At 46.1% G+C, this 24,875-nt stretch carries 31 protein-coding genes and 1 pseudogene; 4 read left to right on the top strand and 28 right to left on the bottom strand.

Going from position 1 to position 24,875, the window contains the following annotated elements:
- Positions 1-1,174, top strand: a 1,174-nt coding sequence (locus KVT36_RS14665) for an amino acid permease (protein WP_254640008.1), incomplete at its 5' end; no start/stop codon positions are given.
- Between the two features lie 110 nt (positions 1,175-1,284).
- Positions 1,285-1,995 (top strand): YebC/PmpR family DNA-binding transcriptional regulator, encoded by a 711-nt coding sequence (locus KVT36_RS14660; protein ID WP_217604234.1) that lies wholly within the window; start codon positions 1,285-1,287, stop codon positions 1,993-1,995.
- An 87-nt stretch (positions 1,996-2,082) separates the two neighbouring features.
- Here the strand turns inward: KVT36_RS14660 and KVT36_RS14655 are convergent, their stop codons facing one another.
- From KVT36_RS14655 to KVT36_RS14645, 3 genes are all read right to left on the bottom strand, one after another.
- The gene (locus tag KVT36_RS14655) at positions 2,083-2,796 is read right to left on the bottom strand and encodes a response regulator transcription factor (protein WP_217604233.1); all 714 of its coding nucleotides are present in this window, start codon (positions 2,794-2,796) and stop codon (positions 2,083-2,085) included.
- A gap of 333 nt (positions 2,797-3,129) precedes the next feature.
- Complete coding sequence (locus tag KVT36_RS14650) at positions 3,130-4,089, bottom strand: D-2-hydroxyacid dehydrogenase (protein ID WP_217604232.1); 960 nt, start codon at positions 4,087-4,089, stop codon at positions 3,130-3,132.
- A gap of 242 nt (positions 4,090-4,331) precedes the next feature.
- A complete protein-coding gene (locus KVT36_RS14645; RefSeq protein WP_217604231.1) occupies positions 4,332-6,731 on the bottom strand; it encodes a thiamine pyrophosphate-dependent enzyme in 2,400 nt (799 codons plus the stop codon).
- A 209-nt stretch (positions 6,732-6,940) separates the two neighbouring features.
- Here KVT36_RS14645 and KVT36_RS14640 point away from each other — a divergent pair, with 209 nt between their 5' ends.
- Entirely contained in the window at positions 6,941-7,348 is a 408-nt protein-coding gene (locus tag KVT36_RS14640) for a DUF1573 domain-containing protein (RefSeq protein WP_254640007.1), read from the top strand.
- A 259-nt stretch (positions 7,349-7,607) separates the two neighbouring features.
- Entirely contained in the window at positions 7,608-8,837 is a 1,230-nt protein-coding gene (locus KVT36_RS14635) for a pyridoxal phosphate-dependent aminotransferase (protein WP_217604230.1), read from the top strand.
- Positions 8,838-9,702: 865 nt separating this feature from the next.
- Here the strand turns inward: KVT36_RS14635 and carA are convergent.
- From carA to rpsC, 25 genes and pseudogenes are all read right to left on the bottom strand, one after another.
- Complete coding sequence (gene carA / locus KVT36_RS14630) at positions 9,703-10,812, bottom strand: glutamine-hydrolyzing carbamoyl-phosphate synthase small subunit (protein WP_217604229.1); 1,110 nt, start codon at positions 10,810-10,812, stop codon at positions 9,703-9,705.
- Between the two features lie 128 nt (positions 10,813-10,940).
- Positions 10,941-11,780 carry a hypothetical protein gene (locus KVT36_RS14625; RefSeq protein WP_217604228.1) on the bottom strand — a complete coding sequence of 280 codons (840 nt, stop codon included), beginning with the start codon at positions 11,778-11,780 and terminating at the stop codon, positions 10,941-10,943.
- 288 nt (positions 11,781-12,068) lie between these two features.
- Positions 12,069-12,419: pseudogene (gene rplQ, locus KVT36_RS14620) on the bottom strand (50S ribosomal protein L17); the annotation flags it as partial.
- Positions 12,420-12,541: 122 nt separating this feature from the next.
- Positions 12,542-13,537: a DNA-directed RNA polymerase subunit alpha gene (locus tag KVT36_RS14615; RefSeq protein WP_089918427.1), complete on the bottom strand. Its 996-nt coding sequence runs from the start codon at positions 13,535-13,537 to the stop codon at positions 12,542-12,544.
- Between the two features lie 24 nt (positions 13,538-13,561).
- Positions 13,562-14,167: a 30S ribosomal protein S4 gene (rpsD, locus tag KVT36_RS14610; protein ID WP_217604226.1), complete on the bottom strand. Its 606-nt coding sequence runs from the start codon at positions 14,165-14,167 to the stop codon at positions 13,562-13,564.
- Positions 14,168-14,333: 166 nt separating this feature from the next.
- Entirely contained in the window at positions 14,334-14,735 is a 402-nt protein-coding gene (gene rpsK, locus KVT36_RS14605; RefSeq protein ID WP_089918424.1) for a 30S ribosomal protein S11, read from the bottom strand.
- Positions 14,736-14,827: 92 nt separating this feature from the next.
- On the bottom strand, positions 14,828-15,208 hold the full coding sequence (gene rpsM, locus KVT36_RS14600) for a 30S ribosomal protein S13 (protein ID WP_089918422.1): 381 nt from the start codon (positions 15,206-15,208) through the stop codon (positions 14,828-14,830).
- 41 nt (positions 15,209-15,249) lie between these two features.
- Positions 15,250-15,366, bottom strand: coding sequence for a 50S ribosomal protein L36 (gene rpmJ / locus KVT36_RS14595; protein ID WP_072360626.1), 117 nt, complete (start codon positions 15,364-15,366; stop codon positions 15,250-15,252).
- An 83-nt stretch (positions 15,367-15,449) separates the two neighbouring features.
- Entirely contained in the window at positions 15,450-15,668 is a 219-nt protein-coding gene (infA, locus tag KVT36_RS14590; RefSeq protein ID WP_012789309.1) for a translation initiation factor IF-1, read from the bottom strand.
- Positions 15,669-15,835: 167 nt separating this feature from the next.
- A complete protein-coding gene (map, locus tag KVT36_RS14585; protein ID WP_217604225.1) occupies positions 15,836-16,636 on the bottom strand; it encodes a type I methionyl aminopeptidase in 801 nt (266 codons plus the stop codon).
- A gap of 95 nt (positions 16,637-16,731) precedes the next feature.
- The gene (secY, locus tag KVT36_RS14580; protein ID WP_217604224.1) at positions 16,732-18,075 is read right to left on the bottom strand and encodes a preprotein translocase subunit SecY; all 1,344 of its coding nucleotides are present in this window, start codon (positions 18,073-18,075) and stop codon (positions 16,732-16,734) included.
- 78 nt (positions 18,076-18,153) lie between these two features.
- Positions 18,154-18,600: a 50S ribosomal protein L15 gene (gene rplO, locus KVT36_RS14575; protein ID WP_217604223.1), complete on the bottom strand. Its 447-nt coding sequence runs from the start codon at positions 18,598-18,600 to the stop codon at positions 18,154-18,156.
- A gap of 109 nt (positions 18,601-18,709) precedes the next feature.
- Positions 18,710-18,895, bottom strand: a complete 186-nt coding sequence (gene rpmD / locus KVT36_RS14570; RefSeq protein WP_217604222.1) for a 50S ribosomal protein L30 — start codon at positions 18,893-18,895, stop codon at positions 18,710-18,712.
- A gap of 35 nt (positions 18,896-18,930) precedes the next feature.
- Positions 18,931-19,449, bottom strand: coding sequence for a 30S ribosomal protein S5 (gene rpsE / locus KVT36_RS14565; RefSeq protein WP_217604221.1), 519 nt, complete (start codon positions 19,447-19,449; stop codon positions 18,931-18,933).
- Between the two features lie 47 nt (positions 19,450-19,496).
- The gene (gene rplR, locus KVT36_RS14560; protein WP_217604220.1) at positions 19,497-19,850 is read right to left on the bottom strand and encodes a 50S ribosomal protein L18; all 354 of its coding nucleotides are present in this window, start codon (positions 19,848-19,850) and stop codon (positions 19,497-19,499) included.
- A gap of 96 nt (positions 19,851-19,946) precedes the next feature.
- Positions 19,947-20,501: a 50S ribosomal protein L6 gene (gene rplF / locus KVT36_RS14555; protein ID WP_217604219.1), complete on the bottom strand. Its 555-nt coding sequence runs from the start codon at positions 20,499-20,501 to the stop codon at positions 19,947-19,949.
- Positions 20,502-20,591: 90 nt separating this feature from the next.
- The gene (gene rpsH / locus KVT36_RS14550; protein ID WP_217604218.1) at positions 20,592-20,990 is read right to left on the bottom strand and encodes a 30S ribosomal protein S8; all 399 of its coding nucleotides are present in this window, start codon (positions 20,988-20,990) and stop codon (positions 20,592-20,594) included.
- A 141-nt stretch (positions 20,991-21,131) separates the two neighbouring features.
- Positions 21,132-21,401 carry a 30S ribosomal protein S14 gene (rpsN, locus tag KVT36_RS14545; RefSeq protein WP_217604217.1) on the bottom strand — a complete coding sequence of 90 codons (270 nt, stop codon included), beginning with the start codon at positions 21,399-21,401 and terminating at the stop codon, positions 21,132-21,134.
- 28 nt (positions 21,402-21,429) lie between these two features.
- Complete coding sequence (gene rplE, locus KVT36_RS14540; protein WP_217604286.1) at positions 21,430-21,981, bottom strand: 50S ribosomal protein L5; 552 nt, start codon at positions 21,979-21,981, stop codon at positions 21,430-21,432.
- 17 nt (positions 21,982-21,998) lie between these two features.
- Positions 21,999-22,337: a 50S ribosomal protein L24 gene (gene rplX, locus KVT36_RS14535; RefSeq protein WP_089918400.1), complete on the bottom strand. Its 339-nt coding sequence runs from the start codon at positions 22,335-22,337 to the stop codon at positions 21,999-22,001.
- A gap of 172 nt (positions 22,338-22,509) precedes the next feature.
- Entirely contained in the window at positions 22,510-22,878 is a 369-nt protein-coding gene (gene rplN, locus KVT36_RS14530) for a 50S ribosomal protein L14 (protein ID WP_089918397.1), read from the bottom strand.
- A 74-nt stretch (positions 22,879-22,952) separates the two neighbouring features.
- Positions 22,953-23,213 (bottom strand): 30S ribosomal protein S17, encoded by a 261-nt coding sequence (rpsQ, locus tag KVT36_RS14525; RefSeq protein ID WP_217604216.1) that lies wholly within the window; start codon positions 23,211-23,213, stop codon positions 22,953-22,955.
- A 101-nt stretch (positions 23,214-23,314) separates the two neighbouring features.
- Positions 23,315-23,518, bottom strand: a complete 204-nt coding sequence (rpmC, locus tag KVT36_RS14520; protein WP_217604215.1) for a 50S ribosomal protein L29 — start codon at positions 23,516-23,518, stop codon at positions 23,315-23,317.
- A gap of 53 nt (positions 23,519-23,571) precedes the next feature.
- On the bottom strand, positions 23,572-23,991 hold the full coding sequence (gene rplP, locus KVT36_RS14515; protein WP_089918391.1) for a 50S ribosomal protein L16: 420 nt from the start codon (positions 23,989-23,991) through the stop codon (positions 23,572-23,574).
- Positions 23,992-24,034: 43 nt separating this feature from the next.
- Complete coding sequence (rpsC, locus tag KVT36_RS14510) at positions 24,035-24,862, bottom strand: 30S ribosomal protein S3 (RefSeq protein ID WP_217604214.1); 828 nt, start codon at positions 24,860-24,862, stop codon at positions 24,035-24,037.
- Positions 24,863-24,875: the final 13 nt, after the last annotated feature.

The following is a 24,875-nucleotide window of genomic DNA, read 5'->3' as shown; positions in this document are numbered from 1 at the left end:
CATTGGCTGGGACCTGGTGCTGGAATATGCCCTGGGCGCCGCTACCGTATCCATTGGCTGGTCCCAGTACCTGAACAAGTTATTATTTTCACTCTTTCATACTACCATACCTTATGAGTTGTCTCACTCGCCGTTTGAAGTATCTGCTACCGGCGTACATGGTATGATCAACCTCCCCGCTATTTTTATCCTGCTGCTGCTCTCTTTATTGCTGATCCGCGGTACGCAGGAATCTGCCACTGTTAACACCATCATCGTAATAGTAAAAGTAGCCATCGTATTATTATTCATTGTGCTGGGCTGGCACTTTATAAATCCTGCCAACCACACACCTTATATGATACCTGCTGATGCGGGCACTGTATCGCTGAACGATGGTACCGTGGTCGATTACTCCCAGCCCCGCAACCACGGCTGGTTAGGCGTACTGGCCGGCGCCGGGGTGGTATTTTTTGCCTTCATTGGTTTTGATGCCGTATCCACCGCCGCACAGGAAACCAAAGATCCCAAGCGCGCCATGCCCATTGGTATCCTGGTATCCCTGGCTATTTGTACGGTATTATACATCTTATTCTCCCACGTATTAACAGGTGTTGCTCCTTTCAAAGACTTTTTGAAAGCCGGTAGCGAAGCATCTGTAGCATATGCTATTGATACCTATATGCCGGGGTATAGCTGGTTGTCATTATTCATTACCATCGCTATCCTGGCCGGTTTCTCCTCCGTGATCCTGGTAATGTTGCTGGGACAAACCCGCGTGTTCTACTCCATGTCCAACGACGGGCTGGTGCCACCGGTGTTTTCCAAACTGCACCCTAAATACCGTACTCCGTATAAATCACAAATATTGTTCTTTGGATTCACCGCCCTGTTTGCCGGTTTTATCCCGGATCACATTGTAGGCAACATGACCAGCATTGGTACCCTGTTTGCCTTTGTGCTGGTATGCATAGGTGTACTGGTAATGCGCAAGAGCGATCCTAATGTACCGCGCCCCTTCAAAACTCCCTGGGTGCCCGTTGTACCCATTGCCGGTGCTATTGTGTGCGGACTAATGATCCTGGGCCTGGGCGCCGATAACTGGATCCGGTTATTCATCTGGCTGGCCATTGGTTTTGTCATTTACTTTGGCTACAGCGTTAAACACAGTAAAGCGCGTAAGCTGCAGCAATAAGCTGTTGTATTAAATAATTGAACCGCTCCGGAATAATACCGGGGCGGTTTTTATTTTAGGGGTTTTACATTCCTATAAACTGTATTTTTGCGATTCGATAATAAACCAACATGGGAAGAATATTTGAAGTAAGAAAACACACTATGTTTGCCCGTTGGGACCGGATGGCCAAACAATTCACCAGGATAGGTAAGGAAATAGCCATCGCAGTAAAACAAGGTGGTCCTGACCCGGATAACAATCCCGCCCTGCGCCGTTGTTTTGCCAACGCCAAAGGTGTGAACATGCCCAAAGACCGGGTAGAAGCTGCCATTAAGCGCGCAATGGGTAAGGACAAAACCGACTATGAGGAAGTAGTATATGAAGGGTATGCCCCTCACGGCGTAGCGGTGATAGTAGAAACTGCCACCGATAACCCTACCCGTACCGTAGCTAATGTGCGCATGCACTTTAATAAGGAAGGCGGCAGCCTGGGTACCAGCGGTTCTGTAGGCTTTTTGTTTAACCGTATGGGCGTGTTCAAGATCAAAAATGAAGGTCAGAACCTGGAAGAGCTGGAGCTGGAGCTGATTGATGCCGGTTTGGAAGAGATCGGGGAAGATAGTGAGAGCAACATTATTCTGCGTACCCCTTTCACGGAGTTCGGCAACATGGCCAAAGCCCTGGAAGAAAAAGGCATTACCCCTCTGAGCGCGGAGCTGCAGCGCATTCCTACCACTACTACGGAGCTGAATGAAGAACAGGCCAAGGAAGTATTGGAGCTGATTGACCGCCTGGAGCAGGACGATGACGTACAACAGGTATTCCACAACCTGCGCTAAACATATTACAGCATAAAATAAGAGAACCGTTCTGCTAAAAGCAAAACGGTTCTCCAATTATATATGTCTTGGTGTTTTCTGCGTTACTTAGTTATCCAGCAGGCAGGCCTGTGCATCTGTCATAAGACGTAAGCCTTTACCATGAAAGGTTTCCAGCTTTACCTCATCATCCAGGCGGAAATGTTTCCTCAGGCGGGTCAGGTACACATCCATGGTACGCCCTGCAAAAAAGTCATCGCTCCCCCAAACACTCAGCAAAATGTTTTCCCGTTTCAGCTTGCGGTTAGGGTTCTCACACAGAAACTTCAGCAGCTCAGCCTCTTTTGGCGGCAGATTTACAGTAGTTTTAGTAGGCTCATGATAGATCTTGAGCTCTGTGTAGTTAAACTCCAGGGAGCCTATCTGATAGATCTGCACCTTGCGGCTCTGCAGCAGGCGGCTCCTTTTCAGGAACACATCTATACGGTATTGCAGCTCCTCAATGTTAAACGGTTTTACCATATAATCATCCCCACCGGCAGCAAAACCATTCAGGCGGTCCTGCTCCATGTAGCGGGAGGAGATGAAGATAATAGGCACATTCGTATCCTGGTTACGGATCTCCTGCGCCAGGCTAAAACCGTCTTTGCCGGGCATAATTATATCCAGCAGGCAGATGTCAAATGCACGTTCCTGGAACGCTTCCCAGGCTTCATCGCCATCAAGGCAGTGCACTACAGTAAAACCTTCCTTCTCCAGATGTCTTTTGATAACCTTTGCAAAAAAATGGTCGTCCTCTACCAGTAGAATTCCTGCTTTCATACAGGTGGATTTTAGATCTAATGATGAAAAATTTGATTGATTCCAGGGCGTCTTCGTGGCCTAAATGATTATTGAGCGTCTTTTAAATAGCAACCCCTACATACAGCGTTTATAACCTGTTCCAATTTAGCTAATTATTACTGAATCCCGAAATTACCAGAAAAGTTTTTTTGTGGTCTTTTTTGTTCATTTTATTCATCCGTGGTATACCATATAATTCATATTCACTATTGATTAACAAACAAATCAATAATTAGTTTATCCAGTTCATCATATTTCTATTATAACACAGATCTGCTAGAATTTATATTTATCATTTTGCTAAACAGATAATCAGCCATTCAATACATGCTGCGGCTGGCCCGCTAACCAGGCCTTTACATTCGCCACCGCCGTATGCAGCAAACGCCCCCGTGCCTCTATAGAAGCCCAGGCAATATGCGGGGTAATAATGCAGTTTTTAGCTGTCACCAGGGGATGATCCGCCGGGGGAGGTTCGGTAGACAGCACATCCAGGGCAGCGCCTGTTATGCGGCCGCTATTCAGCGCCCTGGCCAGATCGGCCTCATTGATCAGGGGCCCCCGGCTGGTGTTTATTAAAATAGCGCCCGGCTGCATGGTGTTTATTAACGGCTCATTTACAAAACCTTTGTTCTGCTCATTCAGCGGGCAATGCAGGCTTACCACATCTGCCCGGGCAAAACAGGTAGCCTGGTCCACGAACGTAACACCCTCCATTTTATCCCGTTCCGGGTGTTTATGGCAGGCTATTACCTGCATACCAAAAGCCAGGGCTATGCGGGCTACTGCCTGCCCTATTTGGCCCAGTCCTACTATACCCAGCACTTTGCCATGCAGCTCGTGCAAAGGCGCTTTCCAGTAGCTGAAATCACTGCTGCGGCTCCAGTCGCCGGTGCGCACACTATCCGCATGCAGTCCCACATGGTTGTATAGTTCCAGTATCAGGGCAAAGGTAAGCTGTGCTACCGCTGGCGTACCATAGGCCGGCACATTGGTTACGCTGATCTGCCGGGCTGTGGCGGCCGGTACATCTACAATATTATACCCGGTGGCCATTACGCCAATGTATTGCAGCTTTGGTAATTGTGCTATGGCAGCGCCGCTTACAATAGCCTTATTGGTGAGTAATATCTCTGCATCCTTTGCCCGGGCAGGTACTTCCGATTCTAGGGTCCGGTCATATACCGTTACATTCCCAAGGGCCTGTAACGGGCCCCAGTCAAGGTCGCCGGGGTTCAGGGCATATCCGTCTAAAACAACTATATTTTTCATCCTTGCTATTTTTCAAATGGCCAATGTCGTAAAATAACAAAGTAAACTGGCATATTTTCTGCCTGCTCATGTTGAAATTATGGTTAAATAACACGGGCATGGCATAATAGTATGGATATATTTTTTAATATTTGTGAACCTACTGCTTGTCATCTGCCTAAAACCTACAACTGTTACAAAAAAACGTCCCGTGCGGCCTAGCCGCTACGGGACGTACTGTTTTTATACAAGCGTTTTATGCGCTATTCTTCCATCATAGACATTACCACCTTCACCACATCTTCCGTATTGGGCTTGGAGAAATAGTCCCCGTCAGAGCCATAGGCCGGCCGGTGCGCCTGTGCGCTCAGGGTGCGGGGCGCCACATCCAGCCAGCGGTAACCGCCCTGCAATTCCATTACCTGCTGGAACATGTAGGCCGTACCACCACCCGGTACATCTTCATCAATAAATACAATACGGTTGGTCTTTTTTAAAGATTCAACAATACTATGGTGAATATCAAAAGGCAATAAGGTCTGTACATCGATCACCTCGCAGGAAACACCCATTTGCTCCAGCGTATGCGCAGCTTCTTCCACAATACGCAGGGTAGAGCCGTAGGATACTAATGTAATATCCGTACCAGCCATTACCACTTCCGGCACACCCAGGGGCACGGTAAAAGTGGTGAGGTTGTCCGGCAGCTGCTCTTTCAGGCGGTAACCATTCAGGGATTCAACCACTACGGCCGGATCATTGGCGCGTAATAAGGTATTATACATGCCGGCTGCCTGTACCATGTTCCGGGGCACGCAAAGGTGCATGCCACGCAGGCTGTGTATCATCATAGCCATGGGCGAACCCGAGTGCCAGATCCCCTCTAGCCGGTGGCCGCGGGTACGTACAATCATTGGGCAGGCCTGTGTACCGGCGGTGCGGTAATGCAGGCTGGCCACATCATCACTTAAAGGCTGCAGGCCATATAACATATAATCCACGTACTGGATCTCTGCTATTGGCTTCAGGCCACGCAGCGCCATACCTACAGCCTGTCCCATAATGGTAAGCTCCCGTATGCCGGTATCAAAAATGCGGTCTTTTCCATGTTTTTGCTGTAAGCCGGCAAAACCCTGGTTTACATCCCCGATCTTACCTACATCTTCCCCAAAAGCAAATACTTTGGGGTTTTCAGCAAACAGCTGGTCAAAATATTTATTCAGCACTTCATAACCATTCACCGCATGTGCATCTGCTGCATAAGTAGCCGGTATTACCGGTACATTCAGGGCTGAGTTAGCGCCCTCTCCATACAGCAGGCTGTTATAGGTTTGCTTTTCCTGCTGCAACTGCTGGTTATAATATTGTTGTAAAGCCTGTAAGGCCGGGCTATGTTTTTTCTTGTTGTGAAAAAGGATGGTGGCGGCTGTTTTCAGGATATCGCGGCGCAGCGGCTCACGGTTCACCTGCAGCTCATGAATGGCTTTCTGTACCATCGCCGTATCTGCTACCCCTTCTGATACTACTGCATTGCCATAACCTACCATGGTTTGCACCTGCTGCTTAATGGGCGTAATATATTTTTCCCAGGCGCTTTTACGGCTTTCCTGGGCCAATACTTTAGCGCGGGCTTCTATTTCCTGCAGGGTGCCTTCGTCAGACAATGCATTCTCCAGGATCCACTGCCGCATTTTATGATTGCAATCAAAGTCCTTTTCCCAGGCCAGGCGGTCCTTGCTTTTATAACGTTCATGCGATCCGCTGGTGGAGTGGCCCTGTGGCTGCGTGATCTCCTCTACATGGAACAGCGCAGGTATATGCGTTTCCCGCACCTTGCGCAGGCCGTTCTCAAATACCTCACACATGCCGGCATAATCCCAGCCCTTTACATTATATATGTCAAAACCATTGGTACCTTCTGTTTTCCGGAAGCCTTCCATCACGGTGCTGATAGAGCCTTTGGTGGTTTGGTATTTACGCGGTACGGAAATACCATATCCATCATCCCATATGAACACCGCCAGTGGCACCTGCAAAACACCTGCTGCATTCATGGTTTCCCAGAAATGCCCTTCTGACGTAGAGGCGTCGCCGATAGTAGCAAAACAGATCTCGTTACCGTTCTGCGACAGGTGGCTGAATTCTTTCAGCACCTCCACTTCACGGAATAATTTAGATGCAAAGGCCAAACCCAGCGCACGCGGCATTTGTGCGGCAGTAGGCGCCATGTCGGCAGCCGTATTCTTTATTTTGGTAAGGTCCTGCCATTGGCCATCCGGCGTTATATTGGGCGTGGCAAAGTGTGCGTTCATTTGCCGGCCGGCGGAGAAAGGATCGTTAAGCGGGTCCGGGTCGGCATACAGCTGAGAGAAAAATTGCTCTATAGTAGCAATACCGCTGGCAAAGGCAAAAGTCTGATCGCGATAGTAACCGGAGCGATAATCACCCGGCAGGAAATATTTAGCCATGGCTATCTGCGCAACTTCCTTACCGTCTCCGAAAATGCCAAATTTGGCCTTACCGGTCAGTACCTCCTTGCGTGCCAGCAAACTAACTTCCCTGCTTTCGCAAGCCAACCGGTAGTCATTCAGTATCTCCTTACGGAATTCTTCAAAAGATAACCGGCTGTCCATATTCATAGTCAGTTCATTATTTTCTATCATGCGGGTTGGTTAAAGTGCAAAAGTAAGGTTAATTTATACAGATGAAAAATAGTTGCTAACATGCTGAAAATGCCGTTCTTAAATTAAAATGTTTTTTTTAAGAAGATTTTAATAATTTGCTTTACGTGAAATAAAATTTGGCTGTAAATTTGCATAAATCCGGGTAGGATTTATCTTTTTAACCAAAACCGTTTAAAACCAAACTATACATGATGAAAAAGTTTATCTTATCCCTATTTGCGAGCATGCTGTTAACTACAGCACTTTGGGCCCAGACACAAAATGGTTCCGCTACCGGCAATACCGCAGACGCAAAAGTGAAATTTGTGAAGGAATCAATTGATTTTGGTAAAACCCAACTCAACAAACCCGTAACTGTTGATTTTGAATTTACTAATATCACCAAAGAACCCATTCTGGTAGAAGCTGCCCGCGCATCCTGCGGTTGTACTACTCCCGGCTGGACTAAAGAGCCCATTTTACCTGGTAAAAAAGGTAAAGTAACCGCTACTTACAGTGCCAATGGTGTAGGCCAGCAAAGCAAAACTATCTGGGTTAAGTTCAAAGGCGTGGATCAGGATAAGGAATTACACCTGACCGGCACCGTAGAAAACTAATTTTCAAATGATTGGATGTGCACACCGTGCAGATCCTTCCATTGATAAAAAGAACCTTACAGTTTTGAAAGCTGTAAGGTTTTTTTATGGAACTGTTTTCCGTTCATCACACCCCGGTGTTTTGCCCAGCATAAGATTTGTGCCTTAATACGGCATATATTCCCATATTCACGTGCTTACCGGGCTGCACATTATGTACTCCCCCGTCAGCATATCCCTGCATTTCCTTTAACTTTGCAATCGCCAAACCAATCAAACGATGCCTGATATTAGCCAGAGAGGTGTGCACATGCCGCCCTCCCCCATCAGAAAATTAGTGCCTTACGCCGAAGCTGCTAAAAAGAAAGGTGTAAAGGTATACCACCTGAACATAGGCCAGCCGGATATTGAAACCCCTAAACCGGTACTGGATGCGGTACGCCATTCCGAGTTCAAAGTGCTGGAATACAGTCACAGCGCGGGTAATGAAAGTTACCGCCGTAAGCTGGTTACTTATTATGAAAGGTTTAATATCCAGGTAAACCACCAGCAGATCATTATTACCACCGGCGGTTCAGAAGCCATCCTGTTTTCCTTTATGGCCTGCCTGGATGCGGGCGATGAGGTGATTGTGCCGGAGCCTTTTTATGCTAACTACAATGGATTTGCGGTGGAAGCAGGCATTACCATTCGCACCATTGGCTCCAGTATTGAAAGCGGTTTTGCGCTGCCGGCTATGGAAGCGTTTGAAAAAGCTATTACGCCCCGCACCAAAGCCATTTTAATCTGCAATCCCAATAACCCTACCGGTTATTTATATAGTAAAGAAGAAATGGAAGTGCTGAAGCAGCTGTGCCTGCAGCATAACCTGTACCTGTTCTCTGACGAGGCTTACCGTGAGTTCTGTTATACCGGCCGGCACTTTTCCGCTATGAACCTGGAAGGGCTGGATAACAACGTGATACTGATGGATACTATCTCCAAAAGGTATAGCGCCTGCGGTGGACGTATAGGCGCACTGGTTACTAAGAATCAGCAGGTGCTGGATGCAGTGATGAAATTTGCACAGGCCCGTTTAAGCCCTCCCTCCTTTGCACAAATAGCCGGTGAGGCAGCAGTAGACCTGCCGTCCGATTATTTTGACGGCATTAAAGCAGAATACCTGGCCCGCCGCGATGTGCTGGTAGCCGGGCTGAATAATATTCCCGGTGTGTTTTGCCCTAACCCTGGCGGCGCATTTTATGCAATGGCAAAATTACCGATCGATGATGCGGATGTTTTTTGCCAATGGCTGCTGGAATCTTTTGCCTATGAGCAGCAAACCGTAATGATGGCGCCCGGTACCGGCTTTTATGCTACGCCCGGCCTGGGTAAGCAGGAAGTACGCCTTGCTTATGTATTAAACAGGGAGGACATTGCCAAAGCCATAACATGCCTGGAAAAAGCGCTGGAAGTTTATCCCGGCCGTGTTGCAACAGCTACTGCTGATGTTGCAGCCACTCAGGGATAACCCAGGTCAGCAGCGTTCATAATATTTTAACATGAACGACAATAGAAAATACCCGATCTTTGCACCCGTAAGAAATCGATTGAAAAGGGAATAGATTACATTAGAAATAATTACATACGTTTACTTTTCGATTTTTGCAATTTTGGGGTTCACAGATCAAAAGAGTTTGCCTTTATCCGATTATATTGACTATCAGTAAGTTATAAGGATTTTTAAGGAATTTAGGATTTTTTTGAAAGGAATAGCGTCATATTATAAATAATTCTATGTTCATTATTTCAATAAAAATCCTGAATAAATTTGAGAAAACTCTTTTTTAAATCAATTTAAGCTTGTACATTTGTTATAGAAACGGTGAAAGAACAGGAAAAGTGAAGAATTAAACAAATCGAGATATGAGGAAAGCGAGTACGGTTTGTTTAAGAAAAATTTAACTAACAGAATTTTTTCAAACGCGCTTTTGGTCCGAACTTTGACTTATTAAAGCTTGAAAAATAGAATTATCAAGTTTTTGTAAAAAGTCGAAAATCAACTAAAACGTTTTAGCAAAATAACGTATTTTTGTATCAGTTTTTCATAACGTGGAATTTATAAAGGCAAACGGCTCTGTTCACAGAGCCGTATTTTTTTTCTCTAATCCCTGATTTTCCCCCACTTATCGCCTATAAAGGTTGATTCATCACTTGTAGCTAACGGCCAGTCGAAATTTTTCCCATTTTTGTTCCATCATGAAACGGCGATGACGCCTTGTTACCTGCGCTATGCAGTAACATTCCCATCTGCTTGTTTTCATAACGTGGAATTAAAACAACGGTCCCGAATCTTCGGGACCGTTCTGGTTCTATGCCAATATGTTATACCCTTATTACTGGTATTGCTCAATCATCTTAAAGAAATCATCAAACAAATAGCGGGAGTCGTACGGACCAGGAGTTGATTCCGGGTGGTACTGCACGGAGAATGCCGGTTTGTTCTTAATGCGGATACCTTCTATGGAACCATCATTCAGGTTCACATGGGTGATCTCCACATTTTCACTGGCAGCTATAGCCTTGGGATCTACCGCAAAACCGTGGTTCTGTGTAGTGATCTCGCAACGGCCCGTAGCCAGGTTCTTTACCGGGTGGTTTAAGCCCCGGTGGCCATGGTGCATTTTATAGGTAGGAATATCGTTTGCTAAGGCCAGCAGCTGGTGGCCCAGGCAAATACCAAACAGCGGGCGGTTTGCGTTCAGCACTTTCTTTACGGTATCCACCGCATAGGTAAGCGGAGCCGGATCGCCGGGACCGTTGGATATGAAGTAGGCGTGCGGTTTAAACTGCTCACATTCCTCAAAACTGGTAGTAGTGGGGAATACCTGCAGGTAAGCGCCCTTTTCAGACAGGCATTTAAGCATATTACGCTTAACCCCGTTATCCATTACCGCTATACGGATGCTGGAATTGGGATCGCCAATGTTATAAGGTTCTTTGGTAGATACCTCTGCACACAGTGCCAGGCCTTCCATAGAAGGCACCTGCTTCAGCTGGCCTTTCAGCTGCTCTACATCCAGGATCTCGGAAGAGATAATGCAGTTCATAGCCCCTTTGCTGCGGATGTGCGACACCAGTGCCCGGGTATCCACATCATAAATGGTAACCAGGTTATTGCTTTCCAGGAATTTCTCCAGGGAGCTGTCGGCCATTTTACGGGAGTAGTTCTGGGCAATGTTCTTACAAATCAACCCACTGATCTTTACACTGCTGCTTTCCACATCTTCCTGCTTGGTGCCATAGTTGCCTACGTAGCAGTTATTCATGATCAGTACCTGACCCTTGTAGGAAGGATCGGTAAATACTTCCTGGTAACCCGTCATACCGGTATTAAAGCAAAGCTCACCGGAAGCAGTTCCAATTTTACCAAAAGCTTTCCCATGATAAACCGTGCCGTCTTCTAATAACAATATGGCAGGTTGGCTGTGTTTAGTATGAGGCATTGTTCTTATACGACTCTTTTTAAAAAATCGTGCAAAATTATGCATTTCACAATTAATAATAAAGCAAAATGCGCGTACGGGGTTGTTATTCCCCACACGCGCATTACTTACTTATTAATTATAAACTGTTAAAGCTTCACTATTAATGGCTTCACTTTTACGGAATTAAATACCCTTTTGGCTACCTCCTGCCCGTTATTATCATCTGTCCGGTAGCGGATGCTTACCAGCCAGCGGTGCTGCCCTTTTACCATGATCAGGTTATAGAAGGAGAGTTTTACTGCATTCTTATACAGGTAGCTTCCCTCCTGCATAATGCCCTGGATCTCTGTCTGGGGCATAGGGTTGGATTCATATTGCAGCTCAGACACGCCGGGTTCCCCCTGTATGCCTTTAATGGCCAGGTTATTGGCTTCTTCCAGGTTGTTGGATACGGTTTCTTTAAAGCTGAACATATCTACCGTTATCTGCATGCCGGTTCCCTGCTGGTTGGCGTAACTTTTAGCGTATTCCACCATACCATTCAGGTCCTCGGGCAGGGCTTTATCACTTACCCGTAAATGCACCGGTGAGCTTATTTCCAGGGCCTGCCGTCCAATGGTTACTGTTTCCCAGGAGGTATACATCCAGGATTTGGCCACTTTAGGGAAGAACCAGGTAAGCACAGCCTCTTTGCCGAAATAGGTACCGGCTACTGCTACCAGGGCAAATACCAGCCCTAAAACCAGCATTACGCCCCTGCGGCCGGCCGGCCACAGGTATTGCTGTACCCATCCCGGTTTGGGTGGGGTTTCATCTATATAAACGGCGGTTTCCTGCTGATAGGCTTCAAACTCCCCTTCCGGGTTCTTTTGTTTCCATCCGGCAAATGTATTGGGCAGCTTCTTGGCGCAGTGTTCACAGAAAGTGAGAAATTCGGATCTGAGAGCGTTGTTGTGCCCACAATGTTGGCATCGCAGGTAATACATAGGAATAAGGGATTGGTAAAAAGTTTCTGACCGCTATATTACGAAAAAAAAGCATTTGTTTAAAGCCGTTCAGCCCTTATGTGTATAAAAAAAGGACAAGGCAAATGCCTTGTCCCTTCTATACTGTTGAACAACCGTGAGTTACTCGGCTGCTTTGTCGTCAGATTTTTTTTCAGCAGCGGGGGTAGCTTCTTCAGCGCCACCTTCTGCTTTCTTTTTAGCACCACCAGCACGACGGGTTCTCTTAGCCGGTGCCTTGTCGGTAGTTTTTCCGTAGATCTCGTTAAAGTCTACCAGCTCAATCAGCGCTGTTTCTGCGTTATCGCCCACACGTTTACCCAGCTTAATGATGCGGGTATAACCACCGGGACGGCTAGCAATTTTCTCACTGATCACACCGAACATTTCCTTGATAGCTTCTTTATCCTGCAGGTAGCTGAAAATGATCCTGCGGTTATGGGTGCTATCTGCTTTAGCGCGTGTCAGCAGGGGCTCTACATAAATACGCAGGGCTTTTGCTTTTGCTAAAGTGGTAGTGATACGTTTGTGGCTGATCAGCTCACAAGCCAGGTTGGATAACAGTGCCTTACGGTGAGCAGAAGTTCTGCTCAGGCGATTTAATTTTACTCCGTGACGCATGACGTTTTGTTTTTTATTCCCCTATACCGTGTCAGGAATTACAGGGTACTTTTTTTAGTTATTGGATTTTAGCAGCTAGCTATTCGCTAATGGCCAACAGCTAACTGCTAAAAGCTATTTAATTACTCTTCTTCCAGTTTCAGTTTGGACAGGTCCATACCAAAGTGGAGGCCTCTTTCGTTCAGCACCTGCTCAATTTCACTCAGCGATTTCTGACCAAAGTTCCGGAACTTCATCAGCTCTTCCTGCTCGTACTGTACCAGCTCACTCAGGGAGTTGATCTTGGCAGCTTTTAAGCAGTTGAAAGCGCGAACGCTCAGGTCCAGGTCTTCCAGCGGTGTTTTCAGGATCTTACGCAGCTGCAAGGTTTGTTCGTCTACCACATCTTCTTTCTCAGTATCCTTGGTATCAAAGCTGATGTTTTCATCAGTAATGATCATCAGGTGCTGGATCAGGATGCGGGATGCCTGTTTTACAGCTTCTTCCGGGTGAATGGTACCATCGGTAGCCAGTTCCATGATCAACTTCTCATAGTCGGTCTTTTGTTCCACACGGGTATTTTCGATGCTGTACTTTACATTTTTTATAGGGGTAAAGATTGAGTCAATGGCGATGTAGCCAAAAACTGCATCCTTGGGTTTATTCTCTTCTGCCGGCACATAACCACGGCCTTTACCGATGGTCAGCTCAATATCCAGCTTGGAAGAAGGGTCCAGGGTACAGATCAGTAACTCTGGGTTCATGATCTGGAAAGCACTGGTGGCTTTTTCGATCATATCAGCCCGGAACTCGGTCTTACCTTTGATGGAGATCTGGATCTTTTCGTTATTCACTTCATTTTCCACAATCTTCTTAAAACGTACCTGCTTCAGGTTTAGAATGATCTCGGTAACGTCTTCGGTAACACCTTTCAGGGTGGCAAACTCGTGGTCTGCACCTTCTATCTTTATTCCTACAATGGCATAGCCCTCCAGGGATGACAGCAGTACGCGGCGTAGCGCATTACCGATGGTCACGCCATAACCAGGTTCTAACGGCCGAAACTCGAATTGTGCTTCAAAGTCTGTTGACTTCTGCAAAACGATCTTATCAGGCTTTTGGAAATTTAGAATTGCCATTGCTATATGAAGTTTAGTAGTTTATTATTTAGAGTACAATTCCACTATCAGCTGTTCCTTGATGTTTTCAGGAACGCTCTCTCTTTCGGGATAGGCTATGAAAGTACCTCTGTTTTCTTTTTCATTCCAGTCCAGCCAGCTGAATTTGGGGTTCTTACCGCGGATAACGCTGGTTAAAGCGGTATTACCGGCTGTTTTGGGTTTTAAACCAATGCTATCACCGGGTTTCAGCTGGAAGGAAGGGATATTCACTACCTGGCCGTTAACGGTGATATGTTTGTGGGATACCAGCTGACGTGCAGCAGGGCGGGAAGGGGCGATGCCTAAGCGGAACACGGTATTATCCAACCGGGCTTCCAGCAATTTGATCAATACTTCACCGGTTACGCCTTTACGACGGTTTGCTTCATCAAACAGATTAGCAAACTGGCGTTCCAGCACACCATAAGTGTATTTTGCTTTTTGTTTTTCGCGCAGCTGCAGTGCATACTCGCCCAGCTGTTTACGCTTACGGGTTGCACCGTGCTGACCGGGAGGGTTGCTGTTCTTACCTAAATACTTACCATTACCTAAAATGGGTTCGCCAAAAATCCTGGAGATCTTGGTCTTTGGTCCTGTGTACCTTGCCATGTTTTTACTTTGTTAGATTTTTTAGTTACGATGTATGATCTTTAAAAAATCTTAAACCTGATCATACACCCAATTGATTTATGCTGATCACAATATAAACTCCAAAATCCAGATTCCAGATCCCGTATATCGGAACCTGGAACCCGGAATTTGGATATTGTAATACCTATACTCTTCTTTTCTTAGGAGGACGGCAACCGTTGTGCGGTAAAGGCGTCACGTCCTTGATCATATTTACCTCAATACCGGAGTTAGAGATAGCACGGATTGCGCTTTCACGACCAGCACCAGGGCCTTTTACAAATACGTCAGCTCTTTTCAGACCGGCATCAAAGGCAGTTTTAGCAGCATCGGAAGCAGCTAACTGGGCTGCATACGGAGTGTTCTTTTTAGAACCCTTGAAGCCCATTTTACCTGCAGAAGACCAAGATATTACCTGACCGTGCTTATTGGTAATGCTTACGATGATATTGTTAAAACTTGCAGAGATATGTACATCTCCGTAGTTGTCTACTTTAACTACCCTCTTTTTATTAGCAGCAGTTTTTGTATTGGTTGCTTTTGCCATAATAATTTATAATTCCAGATTCCAATTGCCAGGTTCCACTTACCAGGTATCTCACCATTGGAAAACGGAACTTGTTATTTGTGATGTCAAGATTATTTCTTCGGTGCCTTTTTCTTACCGGCCACTGTTTTACGCTTACCTTTGCGGGTGCGGCTGTTGGTACGGGTACGCTGACCTCTAACCGGTAAGCCTTTCCTGTGACGTAAGCCACGGTAGCAGGCGATATCCAGCAAGCGCTTGATGTTCATCTGCACTTCAGAGCGCAGCTGGCCTTCTACTTTGATCTCAGCATTGATAATGTTACGGATGGCAGCCTGCTCATCATCATTCCAATCCTTTACTTTCTTGCTAAAGTCGATCCCTGACTGGGTCAGGATGTATTGGGCGGTAGAACGGCCTATACCAAAGATATAGGTGAGGCCTATTTCTCCTCTTTTATTTTTAGGAAGATCTATACCGGCTATACGTGCCATATTGCTATTTTAAATTTAACGTTGTTGTGTTTAGAATACGATTATCCCTGACGTTGCTTAAAACGAGGATTCTTTTTGTTGATCACCAACAATTTCCCCTTTCTACGCACTATCTTGCAATCTGCACTTCTCTTCTTTATGGAAGCTCTTACCTTCATAAGTTAAAAGTTATAAGTCTAGTTATTGATATCTTATATCTGAAAATGATCCTGCTGTTTCTTTTGCCCTGCTACCCTATTCTTTATTTGTAACGGAAGATGATCCTTCCTCTCGATAAATCATATGGGCTCATCTCCACTCCTACCTTATCACCGGGCAAAATTCTTATATAGTGCATTCTCATTTTTCCAGAAATGGTAGCCAAAATCTCATGCCCATTCTCCAATTTTACACGGAACATAGCGTTTGACAAGGCTTCCAGTATAATTCCATCCTGTTTAATGAGTGCCTGTTTTGCCATAAAAATTTTTAGGACTGCAAAGATAGCATTTATCTTTTGAAATCGAAAAAAATCACGAAATTAATTGTTATTAGTGCTGAATAATCAATATTTTCCGCGCATAAGCCCTCATTTTTCCACTTTCCTCAGCGCGGCTGCATTAACAGCGCTTAATTATTACTTATTTATTAGTAATTAGTATTCAATGCACTATTTGCTTTCTCTGCTTTTTCAATACCGGTAAAGCTGGATAAAAGATCGGCCTGGCCTTTCTTCACCGCTACGGTATGCTCAAAGTGTGCAGAGGGCTGCTCATCGCGGGTAGCTACTGTCCAGCCATCGTCCATATAGGCTACTTCCCGGGTGCCCATGTTAATCATAGGCTCAATGGCTATCACCAAACCTTCCTTCATCATAGGGCCGCTGCCACGCTTACCGTAATTAGGCACCTGCGGATCTTCATGCAGGTGTTTGCCCAGGCCATGGCCTACCAGCTCCCTTACTACGCCATATCCCCGCTCCTTCTCTGCATATTGCTGGATGGCAAAGGCAATATCGCCGATGCGGTTGCCTACCAATGCCTTTTCAATGCCTTTATACAATGCTGCTTTGGTAGCAGCCATCAGCTTCAATACTTCTTCCTTTACTTCGCCAATGGCAAAGGTATAGGCGCTATCGCCATGAAAACCGTTCAGGAACACGCCCACATCTACAGATACGATATCCCCATCCTGCAGCACATAAGCATTGGGAATGCCGTGCACTACCTCTTCATTCACAGAAATGCAGCTGCTTTTGGGATAACCGCGGTAGTCCTTAAAGGACGGGATGGCGCCGTTATCGCGGATGAACTGGTCTATCAGGTCATCTACCTCCAGGGTGCTCATACCAGGCTTTAATGCGCCGGCCACTGTTTCCAGGGTAGCGCTTACCAGTAATGCGCTTTTGCGCATCAGCTCTATTTCCTCTTTGCTTTTATAGTGGATCATGATATTCTCCCGGTGGTCACAATGTCACAAGGTCAAAAGGTTTCGCTCCTGCGGTATAACCCTCTGACCTTGTGCCTTTATAATCAAATAATTACCTACACGTTAGCGGGCGCTGTTCTGCCCTTGATACGGCCACCGCTCATCAGGCCATCGTAATGGCGCATCAGCAGCTGGCTTTCTATCTGCTGCAGCGTATCCAGTATTACCCCTACCATGATGAGCAGGGAGGTACCGCCAAAGAAGGAGGCAAAGTTACTGTTGATATGCAATGCAGCGGCTATACCGGGCAGTATACCTACCAGTGCCAGGAAAAAGGCGCCAGGCAGGGTAATACGGTCCATTACAGCACCAATATAATCGGCGGTAGCCTTACCGGGTTTTACACCGGGAATGAAACCATTGTTACGCTTCATTTCTTCCGCCATTTGGTTGGGGTTGAAGATCAAAGCGGTATAGAAGTAAGTGAATACAACTACCAGTATTGCGTATATCAGGTTATAATACCCATTGGTATGGTCGCTGAATATACGGATAAAACCGGAAGCGCTTTCGCTGGAGGTGGCAAAACCTATAGCCGTTGCCGGTATAAACATAATGGCCTGTGCAAAGATGATGGGCATTACACCGGCTGCATTCACCTTCAGGGGAATGAACTGGCGCACGCCGCCATATTGTTTATTACCTACAATACGCTTGGCATAGTTAACCGGTACTTTGCGGGTACCCTGCACCAGCAATATCAGGCCGATAGTGATGATGATGAACACTGCCAGCTCAATCAGGAACATCAGCAAACCGCCGCCGCCTTCTGTTGTTTTGGAAGAGAACTCCTGCAGCAATGCCTGCGGTAAGCGGGCCAGGATGCCCACCATGATGATGAGGGAGGTACCGTTACCAATACCTTTATCGGTGATCTTTTCGCCCAGCCACATTACAAACAAAGTACCGGCAGTTAATACTACCGTTGTGGAGAGCCAGAAAAGGAATGCACTGTATTGAGGAATGATGGCGCCTCCAGACTGGTTTTTCAGATAAGCCACGTACGCACTTGCCTGGAAACCGGTTACTACTACGGTCAACAAACGGGTGTACTGGTTAATCTTCTTACGGCCGCTCTCCCCTTCTTTCTGCAGTTTCTGGAAATAGGGTACTGCGATGGTAAGCAGCTGAATGGCAATAGATGCAGAGATATAGGGCATAATCCCCAGCGCAAAAATGGATGCGCGGGAGAAAGAACCTCCTGCAAACATGTTGAAGAGCCCCAAGATACCCTGATTAGATTTCTCAGAAAACTGATGCAGGGCGTTCGCGTCAATACCGGGCAGCACAATGTAGGAACCAACACGGTAAACCAGGGTCAGGAGCAACGTGGTAAGAATGCGGTTACGCAGGTCTTCTATACTCCAAATGTTCTTTATTGTTTCAATAAATTTCTTCACAGGAAGATAAAGGTTTAATAGCGCTATTAAATTCGAAAAGACGCACTACTCCGTAGGCGTCTCCTCAGTCGTAAAGTCTTATACCAGTTCTACAGACCCACCAGCTTTTTCGATCAGCTGTTTGGCCTTTTCACTGATTGCGTTCACCTTTACGGTTACTTTGGCTTTCAGTTCTCCCTGGCCTAACAGCTTCACTTTGGCGGTTTTGTTCACCAGGCCGTTAGCATACAGGTTATCAACTGTGAAATCCTGCAGACCGTATTTTTCAACCAGGTGATCCAGCTGGCCTACGTTGAAGATCTTATACTCTAAAGGATCGATGCTTTTGAAACCACGTTTAGGCAAACGACGCTGAATAGGCATCTGACCACCTTCGTGACCTTTTTTGCTGGAATAACCGTTACGGGACTGATGACCTTTATTACCTTTTGTAGAAGTACCACCTTTACCGGAAGCTTCCCCACGACCCAGGCGTTTCTCTTTATGTACAGAACCTTTAGCAGGTTGCAGTGTATGCAGATTCATAATAATTTTTTTTACTTACGCGGAAATTAACCGCTCGCTTAAATATAGATGTTATTTTCCTAATACCAACGCAAAATTAGTACTATTTAGTGAAGACTGAACACAGTGCTTAGCCTTTCACTTCTTCTACGGTTACCAGGTGGTGTACCTTACGCACCATGCCATTGATCTGAGGGGTAGCCTCTACTTCAACAGTAGCGTGCATTTTCTTAAGGCCTAACGCCTTTAAGGTCAGTTTCTGCCTTTCAGGACGGTCTATACCACTTTTAACCTGAGTGATCTTGATCTTTGCCATAATAAGTTGAATTACTTGTCTTGGATAAGCAGGGATTATCCGTTAAATACCTTCTTCAGGGACACGCTTCTGGTTTTAGCTATCTGGATAGGCTCGCGCAGCAGGCCTAATGCTTTAAAGGTAGCTTTTACCACGTTGTGCGGATTGGCAGAACCCAGTGATTTTGCCAGCACGTCCGTAATACCAGCGCTTTCCAGCACAGCACGCATAGAACCTCCGGCAATTACACCGGTACCATGGGCTGCGGGTTTGATCAGCACTTTAGCAGCGCCTTCTTTTGCCAGCTGGTCATGCGGAATGGTGCCTTTCATTACAGGTATCTTGATCAGATTTTTCTTAGCATCATCAATACCTTTAGTAATAGCTTCCTGCACTTCCTTGGCTTTACCCAGTCCATGACCCACCACGCCGTTCTCGTTGCCTACTACCACCAGTGCGGAGAAGCTAAAAGTACGTCCGCCTTTAGTGGTTTTGGTAACACGGTTGATGGCCACCACCTTTTCCTTCAACTCCAGGTCACCGGCCTTTATTTTATTGAATGAATTCTTTGCCATTTTATTAATTGCGATTGCGAATTACGATTTCAGATTTACGATTAAGTTTAGAACTGCAGGCCACCTTCTCTTGCGCCATCTGCCACACTCTTTACACGGCCATGGTATAAATAACCACCACGGTCAAAGGTGCAGGTAGTTACGCCTACAGCTTTTGCCTTTGCAGCCAGGGCAGCGCCTACCAGCTTAGACTTTTCACTTTTGGTGCCTGTTTGCGCCTTGATGTCCTTATCGCGGGAAGAGGCAGCAGCCAGAGTGGTACCAGTGGTATCATCGATCAATTGTACGTAAATATCGCTGTTGCTGCGAAATACAGACAACCTGGGCTTTTGCGCGGTACCACTGATCTTTTTACGGATGCGGTAACGGATCTTCTGTCTCTTAACTTCTTTAGTAATCATTGTTTTCAGTTTTTACGCCCGATGCTGCCGGGCTTTAGTGTTTGCAGCGGCAGTTAGCAGCTATTGGCCAATGGCCGGCTGCTAACTGCCTGCTAGTTATTTACCTGCAGACTTACCTGCTTTCTTACGAACCACTTCATTGCTGTAGCGAACACCTTTACCCTTGTAAGGCTCTGGTTTACGCAGGCTGCGAATTTTAGCGGCTACCTGGCCTAATAACTGGTTGTCAATACCTTCCAGCATAATCTTAGGGTTGGCACCTTTTTCTGTTAAGGTGGCTACCTTCAGCTCCTTGGGTACTTCGAATACAATATTGTGAGAGTAACCTAATGACAGGTCCAGTAACTGACCCTGGTTGGCGGCTTTATAACCTACACCTACCAGCTCCAGCTGCTGTTTGAAACCATCGGTTACACCTTTTACCATGTTTGCGATCAGAGCGCGGTACAAGCCATGCAGGGCACGGTGACGGATCTGATCTGTAGGACGGGTTACGTTCAGCACCCCTTCTTTCACTTCTACAGTAATATCCCGGTCAATGCTCCGTTTCAGCTCACCTTTCGGGCCTTTTACTGTAATTTCATTAGCCGGGGAAACAGCAACTGTTACACCGCTGGCTAATTTGATGGGACTTTTCCCTATACGTGACATGTTATAAGTTTTATGTTTGTTATAAGTACCGGTGGTCCGTGTTCAGCCCCTTATAAAAGGCTTAATTGTCAGATACACCGTTAGTATATATTAATAAACGTAGCAAACTACTTCGCCGCCTACGTTCTGTACTTTGGCTTCTTTATCGGTCATTACCCCTTTGGAGGTAGAGATGATAGCCACGCCCAGACCGTTCTTAATACGGCGGAAATCACCAGGTTTGGAATACTGACGCAAACCGGGACGGCTGATACGTTGTAAATCGGTAATGGCAGGTGTTTTGGTCTGAGGATCATATTTCAGAGCTATTTTGATCAGGCCCTGTTTGGTGTCTTCCTCAAATTTGTACTTCAGGATATAACCTTTGTCGTACAGTATCTCAGTGATACGCTTTTTCAGTTTGGAGGCCGGGATTTCCACGATCCTGTGGTTGGCCATTTGAGCATTCCGGATTCTGGTCAGGAAGTCTGCTATTGGATCAGTAACCATTGTTTGTAAAAAGTTAAAAGTGTTACAATGCGATATCCAGTCAGTTATAGAAAGGAAAATCAAAAAAAACTTACGATTTACGATCTTAGATTTACGATTTACTAAAAATCTAAAATCTTAAATCTACAATCGTAAATAGAATTACCAGCTTGCTTTTCTTACGCCGGGTATTTTACCAGCCAGGGCCAGGTCGCGGAACATGTTACGGCAAACGCCGAAGTGACGCATGTAACCTTTAGGACGGCCGGTGAGCTGGCACCTGTTCTTTAAACGAACGGGGGAAGCATTTTTAGGCAACAGGTCCAGTGCTGCATAATTGCCTTCAGCTTTCAGGGCTGCGCGTTTTTCTGCAAACTTGGCTACCATTGCTTCTCTCTTCCTTTGCCTGGCTTTTACGGATTCTTTTGCCATTTTATAATGTAAGGTTTATAATGTCTGATTAGTCTTTTTTCATGTTCTTGAACGGCATACCTAACTCTTTCAGCAGCTCGTAAGCTTCTTCGTTGGTGTTGGCAGTCGTAACAAAGGTGATATCCATGCCGGCAATCTTGGTTACCTTATCGATATCTATTTCAGGGAAAATGATCTGCTCAGTGATGCCCAGGGTATAGTTACCGCGGCCATCGAATGCTTTTTCATTTATGCCTTTGAAGTCACGTACACGGGGTAAAGATACGGCTACCAGACGGTCCAGGAAATCGTACATATTGGTTCCACGCAGGGTTACGCGGGCGCCGATAGGCATGTTCTTCCTGAGCTTAAAGTTGGAGATATCTTTTTTAGACATGGTGGCAATAGCTTTCTGACCAGCAACACGGGTCATTTCGTCTACTGCAATGTCTACGAGTTTTTTATCGCTAACGGCACCGTTGATACCCTGGTTCAGGCAAATCTTAACCAGGCGGGGTACCTGCATTATGGTTTTGTAACCGAATTTCTTCATTAAAGCAGCTTTCACCTCTTCACGGTATTTCTGCTGCAGCCTGGGAATGTATGTAGTAGTTGCCATTATTTAATTACCTCCCCTGATTTTTTAGCTATACGAACTAATTTACCATTTTCTCTCTGCCTGTTCACCCTGGTAGGTTTACCAGCCTTCGCATCCCACAACATTACGTTAGAAATGGCGATGGGGGCCTCCTGCTTTACAATACCACCTTTGGTGTTCTGTGCAGTAGGTTTAGTGTGTTTGGTGATGATGTTAACACCTTCTACCATTACGCGGGCTTTGTCTACCAGCACTTCCAGCACTTTGCGCGGCTTGGTCCGGTCCTTGTCGTCACCAGTGATCACTACCACCATGTCGCCCTTCTTAATGTTGAACTTAGGCTTGAATCTAGTTTTCATTTTTGTTTATTTATAAACGCCAAGCGAAACCTTTGTTCCGCTTGATAAATTTTGTCTCGTTTTTGTGAAACGGGCTGCAAAGATATGATTTAAAGCTGAAAGCACAAAGCGTAAAGCAGAAAGCTTAAATTTCTTACCTCACCTTTCTGCTTTTTGCTTTCAGCCTTTAGCTTTACAGCACCTCGGGAGCCAGAGAGATAATCTTCATGTATCCCTTATCGCGCAGCTCACGGGCAACCGGACCGAAAATACGGGTACCGCGGGGCTCGTCGGAATTATTCAGCAATACAACGGCGTTATCGTCAAAACGGATATAGGAACCGTCTTTCCGGCGCAGCTTGTTCTTTGTTCTTACGATCACCGCTTTGGTAACCATGCCTTTTTTCACGCCACCGGCGGGAATTGCGTCTTTTACTGTCACTACGATCTTATCGCCCACTTTCGCATAGTCCTGGCCGGAGTTGCCTAACACTCTTATACACAGCACCTCTTTGGCACCGCTGTTATCAGCTACATTCAGCCTTGATTCTTGTTGTATCATCGTACTAAGTTTTCTGTTGTTTAGTCAGCGGCTACACCCGGGAACGCCGGAATGGAGCTTGAAACAATAATAAATTATTTTACTTTTTCGAGTACTTCTACCAGTCTCCAGCATTTGTTCTTGCTCAGCGGGCGGGATTCCATTATTCTAACGGTATCGCCGATGCTGCACTCGTTCTTTTCGTCGTGCGCCATGAACTTGGTAGTTTTTTTCACGAACTTACCATAGATCGGGTGCTTCACTTTACGTTCCACGCTAACGGTGATGGTTTTATCCATTTTGTTGCTGGATACCACGCCGGTCCTGGTTTTTCTTAAATTTCTTATTTCGGTCATTGTTGAAAGTATTTTTTCCCTTCAAACCATTCCGTTGTTGCGGAAGGGTTAATTAATGTTGTATGCTTTTACGGGGTGGCCTGCCGGCTGCCCGTTTGAATTTAAAAGCCCAGCTCTCTTTTATGCAGTTCAGTTTTCATCCGGGCGATCTCCCTTCTCAAAGAGCGGATGCTCATTGGATTTTCGATCGGCGTGATGGCATGACTAAACGTGATCTTCTTCAAGCGCAGTTGCTCCTCAGTGATCTTGTCTTTCAGATCCTGCTGGCTCAGGCTTTTCAGATCCAGCTTTACTTTTGCTGCCATTGCTGTAATTTTTATTTTACTGATTTACTTGTAATTGATAGCTCAATCTTCACTTACGCAACGTAATCGTGGCGCACAACAAACTTCACTTTAATGGGCAGTTTCTGTGCAGCCAGCTCCATTGCTTCTTTGGCTACCTGTAAGGAAACACCGTCTGCTTCGAACAGGATACGGCCCGGTTTTACCACAGCCGCCCAGTGATCAGGAGCGCCTTTACCTTTACCCATCCTCACTTCCAGCGGTTTGGCAGTAATGGATTTGTCAGGGAAAATACGGATCCACACGTTACCTTCACGTTTCATATGCCTGGTCAGGGCCACACGGGCAGCTTCTATCTGCCGGTCAGTGATCCATTTCGGCTCTAATGCTTTAAGTCCGAACGTACCAAAGGAAAGCTCAGCACCACGCTTGGCATTACCTTTAATGCGGCCTTTGTGCATTTTCCTGTGTTTCGTTCTCTTGGGCTGTAACATTGTTATATGTTATTAATTGTTAATCGAAAATTGTTTATGCCACTTATCTGCGACCACCGCCGCCACCACGGTTGTCTCTTCCACCACCACCGCCGCCGCGGTTATCTCTTCCACCGCCACCACGGTTGCCATGATCCCTTCTTTCACCACCATGCTCGCCGCCACGGTGCTCACCACCACGGCCACCGGTACGTCCTTCACCTTCTTTGCCGGTAAGTACGTTGGGATTCAGATCGCGCTGGCCCAGTACTTCACCTTTACAGATCCATACCTTGATACCTATTTTACCGTAAACGGTTAAGGCAAACAGGGAAGCATAATCAATATCCATACGGAAAGTATGCAAAGGCGTACGGCCTTGTTTCATTTCCTCTGAACGGGCTATTTCCGAACCGCCCAAACGGCCGCCCACTTTCACCTTAATACCTTCCGCACCCATTCTTAAAGCTGTAGCAATCGCCATTTTGATCGCGCGCTTGTAGTTGATGCGGCTTTCAATTTGTTTAGCAATTGTTTCGGCAACGATATTGGCATCTACTTCCGGACGGCGGATCTCCAGAATATTGATCTGTACATCCTCCTTACCGGTCAGTTTCTTCAGCTCTTCTTTAATGCGGTCTACTTCACCACCACCTTTACCTATGATGATACCAGGTTTGGATGTATGGATGGTGATGATCAGCTTACCCAGTGTTCTTTCGATCACTACGCGTGAAATGCCGCCTTTGTTGATACGGGCATTCAGGTAAGTCCTGATCTTGTTATCTTCGATCAGCTTGGTAGCGTAATCTTTTTTGCTACCATACCAATTAGAGTCCCATCCTCTGATGATACCTAACCTGTTACCAATAGGATTTGTTTTCTGACCCATGTTCCTGGTTTAT

The sequence above is a fragment of the Chitinophaga sp. GbtcB8 genome, assembly GCF_019091455.1.
GTDB lineage: Bacteria > Bacteroidota > Bacteroidia > Chitinophagales > Chitinophagaceae > Chitinophaga.
Note: the sequence above shows the minus strand (reverse complement) of the source record. Positions and strands in the feature narration are given on the sequence as shown.

Bases quoted from the DNA above. Each gene is read 5' to 3' on its own strand.
- KVT36_RS14660 (WP_217604234.1), top strand. From the start codon at position 1,285: ATGGGAAGAATATTTGAAGTAAGAAAACACACTATGTTTGCCCGTTGG.
- KVT36_RS14655 (WP_217604233.1), bottom strand. From the start codon at position 2,796: ATGAAAGCAGGAATTCTACTGGTAGAGGACGACCATTTTTTTGCAAAG.
- KVT36_RS14650 (WP_217604232.1), bottom strand. From the start codon at position 4,089: ATGAAAAATATAGTTGTTTTAGACGGATATGCCCTGAACCCCGGCGAC.
- KVT36_RS14645 (WP_217604231.1), bottom strand. From the start codon at position 6,731: ATGATAGAAAATAATGAACTGACTATGAATATGGACAGCCGGTTATCT.
- KVT36_RS14640 (WP_254640007.1), top strand. From the start codon at position 6,941: ATGATGAAAAAGTTTATCTTATCCCTATTTGCGAGCATGCTGTTAACT.
- KVT36_RS14635 (WP_217604230.1), top strand. From the start codon at position 7,608: ATGCCTGATATTAGCCAGAGAGGTGTGCACATGCCGCCCTCCCCCATC.
- carA (WP_217604229.1), bottom strand. From the start codon at position 10,812: ATGCCTCATACTAAACACAGCCAACCTGCCATATTGTTATTAGAAGAC.
- KVT36_RS14625 (WP_217604228.1), bottom strand. From the start codon at position 11,780: ATGTATTACCTGCGATGCCAACATTGTGGGCACAACAACGCTCTCAGA.
- KVT36_RS14615 (WP_089918427.1), bottom strand. From the start codon at position 13,537: ATGGCAATTCTAAATTTCCAAAAGCCTGATAAGATCGTTTTGCAGAAG.
- rpsD (WP_217604226.1), bottom strand. From the start codon at position 14,167: ATGGCAAGGTACACAGGACCAAAGACCAAGATCTCCAGGATTTTTGGC.
- rpsK (WP_089918424.1), bottom strand. From the start codon at position 14,735: ATGGCAAAAGCAACCAATACAAAAACTGCTGCTAATAAAAAGAGGGTA.
- rpsM (WP_089918422.1), bottom strand. From the start codon at position 15,208: ATGGCACGTATAGCCGGTATAGATCTTCCTAAAAATAAAAGAGGAGAA.
- rpmJ (WP_072360626.1), bottom strand. From the start codon at position 15,366: ATGAAGGTAAGAGCTTCCATAAAGAAGAGAAGTGCAGATTGCAAGATA.
- infA (WP_012789309.1), bottom strand. From the start codon at position 15,668: ATGGCAAAACAGGCACTCATTAAACAGGATGGAATTATACTGGAAGCC.
- map (WP_217604225.1), bottom strand. From the start codon at position 16,636: ATGATCCACTATAAAAGCAAAGAGGAAATAGAGCTGATGCGCAAAAGC.
- rplO (WP_217604223.1), bottom strand. From the start codon at position 18,600: ATGAATCTGCATACACTGCAACCTGCTAAAGGTTCTGTACATAAAGAG.
- rpmD (WP_217604222.1), bottom strand. From the start codon at position 18,895: ATGGCAAAGATCAAGATCACTCAGGTTAAAAGTGGTATAGACCGTCCT.
- rpsE (WP_217604221.1), bottom strand. From the start codon at position 19,449: ATGGCAAAGAATTCATTCAATAAAATAAAGGCCGGTGACCTGGAGTTG.
- rplR (WP_217604220.1), bottom strand. From the start codon at position 19,850: ATGATTACTAAAGAAGTTAAGAGACAGAAGATCCGTTACCGCATCCGT.
- rplF (WP_217604219.1), bottom strand. From the start codon at position 20,501: ATGTCACGTATAGGGAAAAGTCCCATCAAATTAGCCAGCGGTGTAACA.
- rpsH (WP_217604218.1), bottom strand. From the start codon at position 20,990: ATGGTTACTGATCCAATAGCAGACTTCCTGACCAGAATCCGGAATGCT.
- rpsN (WP_217604217.1), bottom strand. From the start codon at position 21,401: ATGGCAAAAGAATCCGTAAAAGCCAGGCAAAGGAAGAGAGAAGCAATG.
- rplX (WP_089918400.1), bottom strand. From the start codon at position 22,337: ATGAAAACTAGATTCAAGCCTAAGTTCAACATTAAGAAGGGCGACATG.
- rplN (WP_089918397.1), bottom strand. From the start codon at position 22,878: ATGATACAACAAGAATCAAGGCTGAATGTAGCTGATAACAGCGGTGCC.
- rpsQ (WP_217604216.1), bottom strand. From the start codon at position 23,213: ATGACCGAAATAAGAAATTTAAGAAAAACCAGGACCGGCGTGGTATCC.
- rpmC (WP_217604215.1), bottom strand. From the start codon at position 23,518: ATGGCAGCAAAAGTAAAGCTGGATCTGAAAAGCCTGAGCCAGCAGGAT.
- rplP (WP_089918391.1), bottom strand. From the start codon at position 23,991: ATGTTACAGCCCAAGAGAACGAAACACAGGAAAATGCACAAAGGCCGC.
- rpsC (WP_217604214.1), bottom strand. From the start codon at position 24,862: ATGGGTCAGAAAACAAATCCTATTGGTAACAGGTTAGGTATCATCAGA.